The following is a 14484-nucleotide window of genomic DNA, read 5'->3' as shown; positions in this document are numbered from 1 at the left end:
ATGAATGCACAGTCTGAAAAAGTTCACCCGCAGTGCTCCTGTCTAGGATTCGATTTGACACTCGATAGTTGAGCCTCAGAGTGTGCGTTCATGAACCCTCTACATCGGACGTTGGTGGGGACAGAGCTATCCGAACACGGATGGATCACTCATCAACAAACGGTATAACCTTACGCGAGGTATATCAACATTCGATGACCCACCTGGTTAACGCGGTTGGAGGGGGAGACTTAGGCGTGGAAGTTGACCTTCCGTCTATTGCCAAGCGTAATGATATACTCAATATACAATACGACCCAGAGGTAGCCTCTAATCTATGTTTTCAGTTGAGTGAAGAGGGCCCAACCATAATTCTCTACAGGACAGGTGCATTCTCGATCGCAGGAGCAAATAGTATTCAAGACTTACGGCAAGCGTTCCAGAGACTAAGAGAATATATCGCGAAGTTAATTATATATCCAGAAAACAGTGATTTTGAGGTTCGTTATCTGGTATTCAAATCTGAGTTAGGATACGAAATAGATCTCAATGAGCTATATGAGCATCTGAATCCAGGTTCCGTGGAGTATGAGCCGGAGCAGTTTCCCCAGTTAAAATATGACCCCGAGAATCATAGAGGTGTATTTATGATTTCTAGAACAGGCAGCATCATATATACTGGAGACCGGTCGCGTAAAAATGCTAAAGATGCAATAGACGAACTCAGATCTCAGCTTCGTCGCTTCGGGTGAATGTTCGTGAATAAATATTAATATAATGACAAAACAGAATCTGGCTAATAGAGGCAACTCTCCATGGAATTAGTGAACGCTGTTGGAGGAGGGAATCTATACATAGAACTGGATCTGGCACAACTTCAGAAGGAACTGGAATGTCATAAGACAACTTATGATCCAGAGTATCATCCTGCACTAAAATTATTGTTTGACCCAGATGGGGCCACCGTCCTATTGTTTAGAACAGGAAAATACAACATTGCGGGAGCTAGTTCAATTGAGGAGCTACAAAAGACCAGTGACCGGTTGAAAAGTGAAATGAATAATGTCCTACAAGACTGGACGATTGACCAGAAGGATTGCTTTGAAATACGAAACCTAGTCTTTGTAGAGCAACTTCCCTCTGAATTTGAGCTCAGTGTTTTACTTGATAGACTACAATGTGGGGAAACAAAATATAACCCGGAACAATCACAGTGTATTTTCTATAAACCGGCCTATGCAAGTGGCACATTTATGATCTTTAGAACCGGGAAAATAATACTAACTGGAGAGTCTAGTACCGCGAATGCCGACAAATCGATGGAGAATTTAGTAAGTGAACTACCTCTTAGCTAATTGAATGTCAATTTTTGTTCTATTTCGTGATATTTTTCTTTAATATCGTCTCGGGTTTTGAAGTATCCATGGTTTTTCTCATCCCGTTTTTTAATCTGGGTGAATGAATCAAATATTTTTGTGAAATCATCTTCACAAATATCGTAAATATGACACATAATCGCCTCGATCTCAATCCTAATTTCCTCTCTCTGCCTCCCAGCCGGCTTATTGTACTCAACAATGTCATCCATATTTTTGTCCGAAATGACATTCAAGTCATGTGCGTTAAAAACCAGTTGAGTGGCAAGTTCTTGTAACTTTTTTCCTACTGGCCTTTCCTGATAATAAATATTTTCGAAGCGCTCCGGTGATGGGATAGGAAGTTGTTTCGTGATAAATTGACTCAGATTATTCCCCCCCAACTTTTGTCTAGCTACATAGTCGAGCACAAAGCTGTTAAACGAACACATGAGGAGGAGTGCATCCTCAATTTCAGCATTTATAATGTGGGTCATGGAGTTCCCGGTGGCGACTTTTGGCAATATTGTTGAAATAACCGTTCTTTCGTTGGTTGGATTAGTGATCTTACGTAGAGCTAAATGCCAGTCTTCACCACTTTTTGTCTCATAGCTGTCGAGCGGGATCCAGTATCGAGGGACTACGAATATATCTGGGTCGTCCTTCACGTCCCGAGGCAATCTTTGGGGCTTTGCACTATCTAAGTCGCCTGACTCTACTCCATAATATGTAGCAAATCGATGGTCGTATTGATGCATATACTTAGATTCGTAAAATCGAATGTATTTTTCATTTTCATGAGTTCTAATGACTGTCTGTTGATCTACTATATCTAACTCGTCCTTTGTTTTGAATAGACCAGAGTCATCTGACTGGTGAAACATCCGTTGAGTTTCAACCCCCCAGGGGTTTTCCTCCTCTGCGGTTTGATCAATGAATGACCCAACATTTCCATATATTTTGACAGTTGTTTCGGCTTCGTCTTTGTTTCTAAATATTGGGCACGTCTTTGTATTAGGATTTAAAGCTACTATCTCTTCTCTAGTCATATTTATTTTACTGGCTTCCTCACCCAACTCTTGAGTTGTATGTAAGTAGAAACTCAGCTCGAATTCTTCAATATTTTCTCTTTTCCCACAGATTGTTAAAAGGCTAAACTTATACCTGCTATCGACCTCTGGGAAGAGTCCACGTCGGTTTTCAAAATCGTGCAGACTAACTAATCGGTCACCGTCTAGTAACTTCTGGAAATACTCTTGAGTATCAGAACTAGTTACCAGAGAAGTAGGAACTATAATTCCAGATCGGCCGTAGCCACTGATATAATCCGTTGCTAATTCCGCAAATGGTGCATATGTATTTATCATCCCATGGCTCGTTGTAGGATATCTTCCACTTTCTTTAATGAAAGACACACGACTTTCAATATTCGATTTAGCACTCTTGTATTCGCTAAAGAGTTTTGGATCCGTTTCTTTTAGCTCTTGGATCATTTTTTGACGCTTTGACCGTGTTCCTGCGGTAGCAATCTCTGGCTTTCTAACTCCAAAGAATTCACCTACTCGCATTTCTAAAGATTCCCACGGAGGATTTCCAATCATGCAATCAAACCCTCCATCTGAGAAAACGGCCGGGAATTCTAACGGCCAATGAAAGAACGATTCTTCATCTGCAATTTTCGATGCTCTAACTTGAAGCCCCTGTAACCCAGTCAGTTCATCAATTGGCTTATCAGATGGCTCAGGTGGATCAAGGCGAATATGCTCGATAGTGTTGGGTGTTGGGTATTCATCCGCTGACCCATCAAGGGGCCAATAAAAAGCGGAAGTCCACACATCATGGGCTAACTTTTCTCGTTGAAAGGTGTCCTCGTTACGGAATTCTCGATAGATTCGCTCTTTTTCTTGTACGTCTTCTATTTTTATCTCGTCCGCTTGCTCGAGCTGTTCTGCAAGACTAACATAATCGTCATCTACCTCTCCCCATTGACGATCCAACCGGACCTGCTGTTGCTGATCATCAACGTTGTCATTTTCCTTTCTAACTCTCCTGCGAATTTCGTTACCTTTGTGCCAATCTCGTCCGCTCGAAGTGTCATACGCATCAACGGGAACCCCCTGGCTCATCAACTCAGGGGTCGTTCCGATTAATGAGTTACCTTGCTTGATTCGATGATCAAGGAAACTCAAAGGTTTATCTTCAACTGCCGAATTGATCCATAAGCTGACTTTCGCTAACTCAACGGCCATCGGATTCAGGTCTACACCATAGAGAGGGTGTCATAGAACGATTAGCACACCAAAGAGCAGGGTGAACGCTGAGGTGGATGAGTTCAGCGACCCTGCAAGATGATCCTTCGGTAGACTCGTTCTTCAATGCCGTGGAGACAGAGACGCTAGCGCTGTTCGAGCACCTCTCTTTCGAGTTTCTCGAAGAGTTCGACGTGTTCGCCCCGGCGAAGACGGGGCGAACACGAGACCACGAACCACCAGAACTGATGCGTGGCTTTCTCCACTGCTACTACAAGGACATCTACGGCATTCGTCCCGTTGAACGAGAGCTTCGGAACACGGTCGTCTGGCTGAGCTGTGGATTCGATCGACCGCCGTCGAGAGACGCGGTCGATCGCTTTCTCACCGATCTTGAACACGTCGTTGACAAGGTGTTCGACCACCTCGTCGAGCAGGCCGCCCGGCGCGGCCTGCTCGACTTGACCTACTGTATCGATTCAACAGACGTGAGGGCGATGCCCGCCGATCCAGACGCCTCAAAGTGCTACGATCCAACCGACGACGAGTACTACTACGGCTACGGCTGTACGATCGTCTCGACCGGGCAAAAGATCCCGATCGGAGCGGAGTTCACCGAGAGTAAGCAAGCGCCAGAAGAGACGGCGATGCGCGTCACGCGTGACGCGCTCGCCGTCGCCACACCGATCTGGATGGTCGGTGACAGCGCCTACGACACGCTCGACTGGCACGACCACCTGCTGACCGCAGGGGTCGTGCCAGTCGCTCCATACAACGCCCGGAACGCTGATGACCCGAAAGACATTGAGTACAGGGTCGAAGACCGCATCACCGAACACGGCGAGGACGTTCAGTTGAAGCAGTCCACGTTGGATGAGACGTACAACCGCCGTAGTGGAGTCGAACGAACCAACGAATCAGTGAAGGACTGCGGCCTCGGGCGAACGCACGCCCGAGGCCGCGTCCACGCACGGGCGCAGGTATTTCTCGCCCTGTGCCTTCGCCTCGTCGTCGCAATCACCAACTACGAACGTGGAGACAATCCGGGAAGTACCGTGATCACGGTGTGAGAACTCTTCTATGACACCCTCCATAGAGACAATGTTGTACCACTGAGCGACGTGCCTGCCTAATGGTCCGTTCGTCTGGATATAGGGAGTCAGACTGAATTTCTGCGAGCTTCTGGCCAAGGAAATTATTGGCAGCAATGAGAAATGCACCACTCCCACAGGCAGGATCGCAAACAGTGATATCCAACAACTGTTGCTTTTGCACTTTGCTAGACGCGTCTTCGTCAACCCGGTCCTCCACCACTGGCTTAAGTGAACTCTGAATGAGCTCATCGACAAGGCCAGGGTCTGTATAGTAGCTCCCAGTGCCTTTGCGGTCCATTCCGCGGTCATCAAGGTAGAATGAGTCCGGAGAAATTGTCCGGTCGTCCAGTTGAATGACGGTCTCAGCTAATTGTGGTGTAAACTCCAGCAGACTCTCATACACAGCACCGATCTCTTCGACACCTAAATCAGCGTACGATATTCGTTGGCGATAGCCGTCCTGTTCTATGTGAGTAAGGTCATAGACTGCACTCAAGAGACTCTTGTTCGCACATTCGGCATCTAGAATGTATTCTATATTCTCGTCGTCAAACAGGTCGCCGTTGTAGCCAGGGACTCCCAGTACTCTATCACCCTCGCCGACCAACTCAAACGTCGCTTTTAGCCCTTCCCAAATGTCCGTGTTGCGATCGTTCTGATCACGTTTTTCTGCCCTTTCTCGGAGCTTAGTTACACTGTACTCGGTCGTATACAGACTATCACGCTGAGACATCATGCCCCTCTGTTCGGCAAACATCAAGAATAGCAGCCGGTAAACGACGTAGAGTAAATCCTGGTAGTAGTCCTCCGCAGCATCCTGTCCGCCTTCCTCCAGCGCCGTTTCGATTTCCGAGGTAAGAAATCCATTCCCGAGCGTTTCGAGTGCACTGACAACGTTATCCTGAAGATCTTGACCAACCTTCACGCCTGTCGAGAGCGCGACCTGGTAGAGCTGCTCCAGTGGAGTTTCAATAGCGTCCTCTTCATCGTCTTCAAATACAGGTTCGATGAACCGGGAGGCGTGACATAGGCGGTAGAGCGCCCGGAAATCCCCATAGTTGCGGTTGGTGAACATGTTCTCGAGGTCGAATTCGACGTACCCCCGCGTGTACGTGTGGTAGTAGTCTCGGAGAACACGCAGCGTCAGCCCGTTCGTGACGACTGCCCAGTCTCAGTACTTCACGAAACTTCCTCGGCTAACCACCTCTGAAGCTTAAGTTCCGTGTCGAATCGACTCCACTATCGATCTTGACGAGGGGGTCACCGGAAGATCAAGAGAAGATCGTCGCTGTCGGCGGCGATCCGCCGCCGACGCGACAGCCTTGCCACTCACCGCAGGGGCGTACTCGATCGGTCGTTACCGGACGAACCGGTCGTCCGGCGGTCGGTTTGCGGGGACGGCCCGACGCGTCGCGAGGGCCGTCCACGCTGCCCGTCGGATCATGTTGGTGAACTCCTTATACGACCACTCCCAGAGGCGACGCCCGCCTCGGCGGGGCGTCGCCACATACTCCCAGTGCAGATACCGCCACACGTTCTGTAACAGCAAACTCACTACGACGTACAGCAGCCGTACCGCCGGATCCTGTGTCGTAGTCGTCGCAATCGTTTGCTCGGAGAGTCGGTAGCTGGCCTCGATACCGAAGCGTTTCGCGTAGTGGTATCGAGCGTCGCGAGGAGAATTGATGAACGGCGCGTCAGCGGCGTAGCCGTGACGCGCCACGCCATGTTCGTCGTATCGTCCGTTCTGGTAGGTACAGTCGATGTAGACGGGAAACTCGACGGTCCAGCTGTGACCGTCGAGTTTCGCCGTCATGTCGTGGTGAATCACGCGACTCCAGCCCTCGGAGAGTTCTTGCTTGATCGACTGACCCCACCGGATAATCGGGATGACGTACGCGTGGTTGTGCGCCTGCAGCAGCGTGAGACACTTGCTGTCGTAGAATTCTCGATCGAGGTAGACGGCCTTGACGCCGAGGTCAAGGCCGTCAAGGATACCGAGAAACTCGGCGAGGACGCTGCTGGCGGTGTCGCCGTCGACAAGACGGCGCACCGCCAGCGTGTAGCGTTTGTTCTTCACGCGTGCGTACAGCGTCGCGTACGCGTGGAATGCGGTTGTTCCACGCTTGGCTTCCGAGTGGTAGAGGCCCTCTGTGCCGTCTTCGTCACCGTAGTAGGGACGCAGGTGGAGGTCAGCGACGACCTCCACCTGCTTGGGAAGGGCATCGAGAATATCTCGCTGGAGGAGTGTGTTTCCGACTCGTTCGAGCTGTTCCAGCTCGAACTTCGTCCGAAGATGATAGAGGACGGCGTTGGCACGAGGGGAGTTAGCACTATTCTCACAAAGTGTCGAGATTGAGGTCCCGTCGGCGCACGCGCCGACGAGGACCTCACAGATCTCTTCCGACGTTATCTGAGCGTTCTCACCGAGAGTGATCGAAACTTCCTCGTCAAGGGTGTTGACGAGGAAGTTAAGAATCTGGTCCTCATGGAGTCTACTGTCTGCTTGCTGGGTTCTAAGCACACCTTCCGCAAGCAGACGTCTCAACTAACCGGCTTCGTGAAGTACTGAGTCTTGGTTGTCGCTCGCGTTCAGGAACTCCTGAAGTGTGTCGTGTGGGCTCTTTGCACCACGCGGAGCGTCTTCTGGTTTCTCGTCGAGTTGCTGCCCGGGTGGGACCGTGTGCAGAACGGGAGCGAGGTGTCCTTCCATCTCGCCGTAGTTCGAGATCCCCTCGTCAGGCCAGCCCTTATGCGAGAGGTTCGTTTCGAGGCCCCCTGCTTCCAAATTCTCCCGCTGGAAGACGGGCTCGAAGCCGAGTTCGCGGAAGAGTCTGAGAATCCACTTGTTACGAGCGTCCGAGATATCCATCCCGAACAGCTCGTTGTTCATCGTGAGCTCGTCCCAGCGTTCACGGAGAGCATTCCACGCTTCGCCGATCTCGTTTTCCAGCTCGGACTCCGAAGGAGGCGTCTCCTCCGGGAGGGCGAAGGTTTCTGGCCGAACTGCGGATTCTTCTGTCTGGCGCTGGCGCAGCTTACTCACCAACTGTTCTGTGAGGAGGCCACCACTGGTGGTGATGAACGTCGTCGACCCTGTCTTCGGGATGTGTTCGGCGTCCATTTCAGCGTCGGCAGATGATGCTTGGCCACTCATGATTAGGCACTCGGGTAGTAGACGGTGACAGTCAGCAGGTCGGTACTCGCGGTTTCCACGTCGTCGATGCCGGTGGCCCATCCGCCGGCTCCCGACTCCTTGAGACGCTCACGCATCTCCGTTCGTTGGTCCACAATCTGGTCCCGACGTTGCTCTGCCAAGTCGTCGATGGCGTCGTCGAGACCGTCGTGCTCGATAGCGCTTCGAAGGTCAGTCTGCTTCTCCTGTTGGGAGCGCTGTACCGGTTTGGCCTCGCTGTCCTCTAGCCTCCCAACCAAATCTTGATCCAAGGGACTGTTCCCGTATACCGGAAGTCCGACTTGAATCAACTCTTCCATGATCGTCGGATTCGGGTCGGTGTCGGCCACGTAACGGACGAGGGCCGTGTACACTGCCGTCGGTTGGTCGACCTCGATGGTGCCGCGGGTGGCCGTCCGACCGTAGCGGTCCTCGTCGGTCAGTGCAGTTTCCTTGACTGCCTCGATCAAACGCTGGACAAGCGGGTGGGCGATGTCCAGCATCTCGGTGTCGGAGGACTGAGATGCCTTACCAGGGTCGAAGGTGACGTTCTCGTACTCCGTCATAATATCCGGGCCACGGAGGCGGGGGGATGTCATCTCGATGTCGAGGTACCCCTGGACGTTTATCTCGTAGTCGCAGTTGAACAGATTGAGTGCGCTTTTGACGAACTCCTCTAGTGTTCCGGAACCACCGATACGCTGGTGGGTCTCTTCCTGTCGCTTCTGGACTTCATCGAGCCCGACTTCGGTATGGCCGTAGAACGACTCGGACCTAATGCGGTCCAAGGTGTCGTCGTCGAAGGCGTTCACTGAGTCGCTGCGAGCCGTGGTGGTGTTGCTCCCGAACTCCTCAAGCGTAGCTTGGGGAACACCGGCGTCGATTCCTTCGTCCTCCAACAGACTGAGAATCCCCTCGTCGTCGCCGAAGTACGGTGGAGAGAAACCGTAGTCCTCTCTGATCTGATTTGCCTTCCTGACGAGAGTCTCGAGGACGGCGACGTCCATTTTATCTTCGACGACCATCGTCCGGATGACGACCTCGTCTTCCTTCTGCCCGTAGCGGTCTATGCGACCGTTCCGCTGCTCTAGACGGTTCGGGTTCCACGGCAGTTCGTAGTGGATGATCTGGTTCGAGGCGTGCTGAAGGTTCATCCCTTCGCTGATAACGTCAGTCGCGATGAGGACTGCCCGGCTCGACTCCTCAAACTCAGCGAAGCGTTCCTTGCGTTGTGCTTCGTTCAGCGAGCCGTGGAGTGTGAAGACGTCAGTCTCGTCGTTCGTCGACTCCTGAATCTGTGATTCGAGGTATTCCAGCGTGTCGACGTACTTTGTGAAGAGGATGACCCGTGGGTACTGGAAACGATTCGGGAGGGTCTCGTCGAGAAGCTTCTGAAGCTTCGAGTCGCGTGTCTTGGTGATGCGCTCCGCCTTCTCCAGTACGTCATCGAGTGCGTCCAGCTCACGCCGAATAGCTCCACGATCGCCTGCGACTACCCGTTCGACCCGCTCACCGACTTCTTCCTCACTATACTCCTCGCCAGGGTCGTTGTCAAGCGCATTGGCCTGCGCCATCGACTCGGAGATCCCAGCTGTCTCTTGGATAGTGTCCTCCTCGTCGAGTTCGTCGAGCCGCTCCTCGAGCTTGTCTTGGCGATTCTTCAGCGACTGACGTAGTGCTTCAGGACTGCTGAGGGCGCGCTTGAGGAAATGGATGACAGACCAACGGGCAAGTGTCTCACTCTTGGCTCCCGACGACTTCGCCGTCGACATCAGGAGGTCTCCGTACTCACGCACAGCGTCGTACGTCTCTGTCTCCCAGTTCGTGGGCGTGACCCGGACCTCATCCTGATCGCGCTCCGGGAAGGGACTATCACCCTCCGCGTCCGCAAACCATTGTTTGACGTCGTCACGGCGACGCTGAACGACGTGCTGCTGTGCAATCTGTCGATTAATGTCCGGATCGTGCCGAGGGCCCGATACCGCCCCGACATCGAGCATCCGGAGGAGGCTCGCGAAGGAGTCAGAGTAACCGTTGTGCGGTGTTGCCGTCAGGAGAAGACAGTGCTCGGCGTGCTCGGTGATCTCCGTCGCGAAGTCCCATCGCTGCATATCCACCGTTTCATTCGGGGAGGATTCGTGGGGCTTCGCGGCCTGGTGTGCCTCGTCGATGATGACGAGGTCCCAGTCCTGACTGAGGATCTCGTTGCGGATGCTGTTCTGCTTCGCATAGTCGATGCTGACGATGAGCTTGGAGTGGTGCTCCCACGGGCTAGTGCCCGGTGGGATCTCCTTCTCCATCGCTTTCCGGTGGCGACGACTGATGATGTCCGCATCGATGTGGAAGAAGTAATTCATCGCCTCCCGCCACTGCTCACGTAGGTTGGCAGGGGTGATGATCAGGATACGCTCGGCTTGGTTACGGGCCATGAGCTCACTCGTGATCAACCCTGCTTCGATGGTCTTCCCGAGACCGACGTCATCGGCCAGGAGCATCCGAACGCGCGGCATGTCTAATGCCATCACAACGGGAGTGAGCTGATACTCCGTTGGGATCACACGAGAGCGTTGGAGGCTCACCAGAGGGGCAGTCCCATGTAGCATTGAGAGCCGATACGAGCGGTTGAGGAGCCGCTGGAACTCAGGACTACCAATCTGCTCTGGATTCGGAGGGTCGAGGCTCCCCTCAACGATGTTTTCTACTGGGGCGTAGAACCGATGTCGGTCGGCAAGGTTCCCGTCAAGTGGGGTCGCCGTGACGACGTTCCCCTCTTTGGAATCTACCCGCCAGAGACGGTTTCTATTGTCGATAACGGATCCTGCTTGGATATTTTGTGGAAGGTGAGAGCTCATAATGGAGGCCTGAGCGGATGACCAGACCTGTTCCTGATAGTCACTTATCTCTATTGGTGAGGATATCGTCGATGAGCACTCCCTTGGTTCGTTTTAGACGTTCATCGCCTCTCCAATCCGGGCCTCCGTCGGCTCCGCGAGGTACGGCTCAATTGCAGAGTAGTCGGACCAGCCGCCAACACTCATCATGGTTCGAACGTCGACTTGTCGCTCGACGAGGTGATACGTTGCCCACGAGCGTCTGAGGTCGTGCGAGGATACTGACTGCCAGCGCGGTTCACCGGTGTTGTCTGCGACCGCGTGAGCAGCTTCTTTCACCCAGCGTCGTACCGAGGGCGTGCTCACGTCCACCCATGACTCGGAGGAGTCCAACCCACGTTCTCGGCTGTACTTGTGGATGTCTTCAGCGACTCTGTCAGGCATCCATGCGTCACGGATCTTGCGTCCTCCACCGCTGGTGTTCTTGCCGCGGACCTCGAACAGCCAAATGTCTCCGTCTTCAGAGTAGCGGAGATGTCCGTCGCTGGGATAGTTCACCTCGGAGGCTCGTAGCCCACAGCGGCCCATCAGCTGCACAGCAATTTCACGCTCCCAACCATCCTCGCCGGCCGATCTTTCGAGACGAGTCAACTCTTCCGGGGAGAGCCAGCACTTAGTGATGTCGTCGGCGTCGTCAACGCGAACCATAATCGAGTTTCGCAGAGAATGCGTCTAGTTCTTTCGGTCAGCAGGGTCAAATATCGGATTCAGCTGAGGGAATCCGGCTGGTCGTAATCGGGTTGTACGATAAGTCGATTATCTATCTCTTACACTCGACTTGGCACAGGATTATAGTAGGGATAGGTTGTCATCCCATCATATGAATGCTAGAGAATTTGAATATGAGGGATATCTTGTATTTACTCCTACGCTGATACGGAGGAGAAAAACTCTGTTGGACGTTTCTCAACCCGATGACAAACCTCCTACCTTAGATGACCTGGATGAACTTCCTGGATTTGAAAAGGGTACCCCAGACGAGCCAGGAGAAGGTATTGAGTGGGTCGATTTACGAGATTACCGAGTTCCTGTCGAGGTACGTGAAATTAATAAAGGAACCGAGACCTCTCTGGAGTTTGGAAAATACAAATCGGAAATTTTCACCCCCGAAGAAGTCTATGTTGATGATGAAATAAGAGAAGGACATGTCCGAGACGTTGTCTCGGCAGATATATTCGCTACTTCGCAGGACTATTTACTTCTTAGAGGTAGGAAATCTGCAGTAAATCAAGCGATTAATTACATTCAGGCCAAAAGACACGGCCTCTTAATCGAGTACGTGGATATCTCTCCTAGATTTTTATCAGAATTGTATAAGAGTCCAGATCAGATTATAGGACATACCCCTCTCAAGCTCAAAAAAATCCGTTCCGTTCAATTTGAGGGTGAAAGCGAATTGTCAAGCATCGAGCTGTCTGTCGGGCCGTACAATGCCGATGTCCGCGACCAGTCTAATGATATTGGGAATCGGTATCCAACTTCGCTAGTGGCAATCTTTGAATTTTTTGACGTCGATGTTTTTGTTGAGCTGAAAAATAATCGGATTCACGCCCGCACATCGAAGGGGGACCTTTCAGAACACCCACCAATTACGAGAATGGTATACTCTACGGAACTCTCTAAGATCATTGGTAGAGCGGCACTCGAGCACTCGATGTACAACGAGGAATAACAATGGGATCGGATCTACTTGAGAGGCTCATTCTCTTCTGTTATTCGCCACCTTGGCCGGTCATTGGTGTCGCCCTAGGCGTTATCGGTGGGTTGGTCGCGTTACTCATGTGGACAACGTCATACAATCCACGGAGCATCGGAACTTGGTCATTAATTGTGCCAGGCTTATTAGGGATAGTAATTTTCATGTTCTCTTTCATTGTCCCACGGAGACTGAGTGGTATGAAAATATCATGTATACAAACCCAACCGAAAAATTCTGTAGAGAACCATCATAAGAACCGTTTTAGAATTAGTGGGGGAATTGGTCATATCGAAACGTATATCGATGTACCTAGTTGGGCAGCTCGATTTGAGATACATATTCAAACTAATTCTGACATTGAAGTCATACCTTTTGAAAACAAACCTAATACCGTTCACTTCGAAGACAATACACTGAAATCAGACCAAAACATGGATGGCTTCCCTGTCAAGCTCAAACTATCTGGTGAAGCAAGTGAGCTCGCTGAAGGGGAATACGTACTAGAGTTCGTAGATTTGAGGACCAATAATACGATTAAGCGAATCACACTCAAATGTAGTCCAGAACCTCCAGACCACTTTGATGAAGATGATTTGGACGACGACGAGCTAGATGCGTGGTTATAAAACGGATTACTTCAGCTTCAAATATGCTAATCACTCTATTTTTGTAAAAGCAGGTTAATGTCGCATTGATTTCAATTCACACGGAGAGACGGAATAATTGATGTCCCGGACTACTGACTTTCGCCCGTGATACGATCAACCGACTCAGGAAGGCCACTGATTTCCTCATTCTCTATCCATAGCGTCTCTATGCCATGTCGTCGGAGGTACTCGATGTAGCCCGAATACTGGTCTGCTGGAGGCTGGCTAAATGCAAGACTAGCTAACAACGTCCGGTCATTCCAGCCTCGACGGACAACCTCACGGTAGCAATTTTCATGTAATTGACCGAGTGCTTTCCGAAGCTGGTGACTGTCGTTGCTTCCATTGACTGACTTCACCTCCACCAGAAGAACTTGGTTATCACGCATCGCGAGGATGTCGGTCTCATCTGTCTCGTGACAGTCCCAATTCTCTGCTATCAACCGGTCTCTCAGAATCTCTACAGTCTGCTCATGGGTATTGGTCGCCTTGGCCTGTTTCTTTTTACTGGACTCATAAGAGATGGTTTCCTCGGATTCTGGCACATTGCGACTCCTCGGCCGTATGTCCCGAAGAGTCCCTGGTGCGAGATCATCTGTCGGTTCCTCTTCGAGAGAGGGCTCGATTGATGATTCCCCGAGGTCAATTCTTCGCAAATAAAAATCAAACTCTCTCTTGCTTTTGGTTGGCCTATAATTGTGTTCGAAATCCACCACTTCGACCTGGCCAATATACCGATGCTTAACTGGATTCTCAGAGACTTTTTCAAATAGGTATATCGGCCAATTACTATCTTGTGACTCGATTAGCGCTCCATTCCCTCGGTTAGGTACCTGATCTCCTTTGGGGTTGTCAAAATTTTTCTCACCGACATATCGCATCGGATCTGACTTGAGATCATCGCCATACTCACTGTCAGGAGATGAAAACAGCCGAATGTACCTGTTATCATCCCTGTCGTAGAGTATCTCAATTCCTTTTGTTCTGCCTTTGTTGAACTCCGAGCGTATTCTTGAGGCAGAATACACCCCTCCCGGTTCGAGCGCGTGATGCTTCCGTAGATTTAGCGTGGGTTCTTCGGTAGGGCTGGTACGTACGCTCTCGAAATCAACCTCTGTAGGTGATTGTTCAAGAAGTGTTGAATCGCCCCTGAAACGTTCGAGACTTGCCTGTGGAAAGATCTTATTTTGTCCCGTTCGCAGTGAATCTGGGATCTTGGCTAATTCTATTGGGAGAGCAGAATCGTACCACGCAACTGATCGAATGTTCTGATGAGGTGGATCAAGAGTTGTCTCTGAGATGTATGTGGCTGGGCCAACTACACCTACGCCAATTACCTCACCCACTGGTTTGGGTGCATATTGCCTTGTTTTGCGGTCGACTAACGGCAGCTTC

At 51.1% G+C, this 14484-nt stretch carries 11 protein-coding genes and 1 pseudogene; 5 read left to right on the top strand and 7 right to left on the bottom strand.

Annotated features, from left to right (window positions below; genetic code table 11):
- Positions 1-194: 194 nt before the first annotated feature.
- Both NKJ07_RS14335 and NKJ07_RS14330 read left to right on the top strand, forming a co-directional pair.
- Positions 195-731, top strand: coding sequence for a hypothetical protein (locus NKJ07_RS14335; protein ID WP_318567486.1), 537 nt, complete (start codon positions 195-197; stop codon positions 729-731).
- Between the two features lie 63 nt (positions 732-794).
- The gene (locus NKJ07_RS14330; RefSeq protein ID WP_318567485.1) at positions 795-1334 is read left to right on the top strand and encodes a hypothetical protein; all 540 of its coding nucleotides are present in this window, start codon (positions 795-797) and stop codon (positions 1332-1334) included.
- Here the strand turns inward: NKJ07_RS14330 and NKJ07_RS14325 are convergent.
- Positions 1331-3595: pseudogene (locus NKJ07_RS14325) on the bottom strand (Eco57I restriction-modification methylase domain-containing protein); the annotation flags it as partial. The gene NKJ07_RS14330 and the pseudogene NKJ07_RS14325 sit on opposite strands and share 4 nt — an antisense overlap.
- Positions 3596-3660: 65 nt before the next feature.
- Between NKJ07_RS14325 and NKJ07_RS14320 the strand changes: the two are divergent.
- Positions 3661-4653: a transposase gene (locus tag NKJ07_RS14320; protein ID WP_318566693.1), complete on the top strand. Its 993-nt coding sequence runs from the start codon at positions 3661-3663 to the stop codon at positions 4651-4653.
- Here NKJ07_RS14320 and NKJ07_RS14315 read toward each other — a convergent pair.
- The 5 genes from NKJ07_RS14315 to NKJ07_RS14295 form a co-directional block, all read right to left on the bottom strand.
- Positions 4643-5752 carry an N-6 DNA methylase gene (locus tag NKJ07_RS14315; RefSeq protein WP_318567483.1) on the bottom strand — a complete coding sequence of 370 codons (1110 nt, stop codon included), beginning with the start codon at positions 5750-5752 and terminating at the stop codon, positions 4643-4645. The genes NKJ07_RS14320 and NKJ07_RS14315 overlap by 11 nt on opposite strands.
- A 282-nt stretch (positions 5753-6034) precedes the next feature.
- Positions 6035-7201 carry an ISH3 family transposase gene (locus NKJ07_RS14310; RefSeq protein WP_318567202.1) on the bottom strand — a complete coding sequence of 389 codons (1167 nt, stop codon included), beginning with the start codon at positions 7199-7201 and terminating at the stop codon, positions 6035-6037.
- Positions 7202-7225: 24 nt separating this feature from the next.
- Complete coding sequence (locus tag NKJ07_RS14305; protein ID WP_318567482.1) at positions 7226-7801, bottom strand: hypothetical protein; 576 nt, start codon at positions 7799-7801, stop codon at positions 7226-7228.
- A gap of 35 nt (positions 7802-7836) precedes the next feature.
- Positions 7837-10347 (bottom strand): helicase-related protein, encoded by a 2511-nt coding sequence (locus NKJ07_RS14300; RefSeq protein ID WP_318567481.1) that lies wholly within the window; start codon positions 10345-10347, stop codon positions 7837-7839.
- A 450-nt stretch (positions 10348-10797) separates the two neighbouring features.
- Entirely contained in the window at positions 10798-11391 is a 594-nt protein-coding gene (locus NKJ07_RS14295) for a site-specific integrase (protein WP_318567480.1), read from the bottom strand.
- Positions 11392-11563: 172 nt separating this feature from the next.
- On the opposite strand from NKJ07_RS14295, the gene NKJ07_RS14290 reads away from it, so the two are divergent.
- Positions 11564-12415, top strand: a complete 852-nt coding sequence (locus NKJ07_RS14290; protein ID WP_318567479.1) for a hypothetical protein — start codon at positions 11564-11566, stop codon at positions 12413-12415.
- A gap of 2 nt (positions 12416-12417) precedes the next feature.
- Entirely contained in the window at positions 12418-13068 is a 651-nt protein-coding gene (locus NKJ07_RS14285; protein WP_318567478.1) for a hypothetical protein, read from the top strand.
- A 110-nt stretch (positions 13069-13178) separates the two neighbouring features.
- On the opposite strand, the gene NKJ07_RS14280 is transcribed toward NKJ07_RS14285, so the two are convergent.
- The gene (locus NKJ07_RS14280; protein WP_318567477.1) at positions 13179-14435 is read right to left on the bottom strand and encodes a hypothetical protein; all 1257 of its coding nucleotides are present in this window, start codon (positions 14433-14435) and stop codon (positions 13179-13181) included.
- Between the last annotated feature and the right edge of the window lie 49 nt (positions 14436-14484).

The sequence above is a fragment of the Salinigranum marinum genome, assembly GCF_024228675.1.
GTDB classification, from domain to species: Archaea; Halobacteriota; Halobacteria; order Halobacteriales; family Haloferacaceae; genus Salinigranum; species Salinigranum marinum.
The sequence above is the reverse complement of the archived record's forward strand: the minus strand, read 5'-3'. Positions and strand labels throughout refer to the sequence as shown.

What these genes read in the sequence shown, in the direction of transcription:
- NKJ07_RS14335 (WP_318567486.1), top strand. Translation starts at nt 195, where the DNA reads ATGACCCACCTGGTTAACGCGGTTGGAGGGGGAGACTTAGGCGTGGAA.
- NKJ07_RS14330 (WP_318567485.1), top strand. Translation starts at nt 795, where the DNA reads ATGGAATTAGTGAACGCTGTTGGAGGAGGGAATCTATACATAGAACTG.
- NKJ07_RS14320 (WP_318566693.1), top strand. Translation starts at nt 3,661, where the DNA reads ATGAGTTCAGCGACCCTGCAAGATGATCCTTCGGTAGACTCGTTCTTC.
- NKJ07_RS14315 (WP_318567483.1), bottom strand. Translation starts at nt 5,752, where the DNA reads ATGTTCACCAACCGCAACTATGGGGATTTCCGGGCGCTCTACCGCCTA.
- NKJ07_RS14305 (WP_318567482.1), bottom strand. Translation starts at nt 7,801, where the DNA reads ATGGACGCCGAACACATCCCGAAGACAGGGTCGACGACGTTCATCACC.
- NKJ07_RS14300 (WP_318567481.1), bottom strand. Translation starts at nt 10,347, where the DNA reads ATGCTCCTGGCCGATGACGTCGGTCTCGGGAAGACCATCGAAGCAGGG.
- NKJ07_RS14295 (WP_318567480.1), bottom strand. Translation starts at nt 11,391, where the DNA reads ATGGTTCGCGTTGACGACGCCGACGACATCACTAAGTGCTGGCTCTCC.
- NKJ07_RS14290 (WP_318567479.1), top strand. Translation starts at nt 11,564, where the DNA reads ATGAATGCTAGAGAATTTGAATATGAGGGATATCTTGTATTTACTCCT.
- NKJ07_RS14285 (WP_318567478.1), top strand. Translation starts at nt 12,418, where the DNA reads ATGGGATCGGATCTACTTGAGAGGCTCATTCTCTTCTGTTATTCGCCA.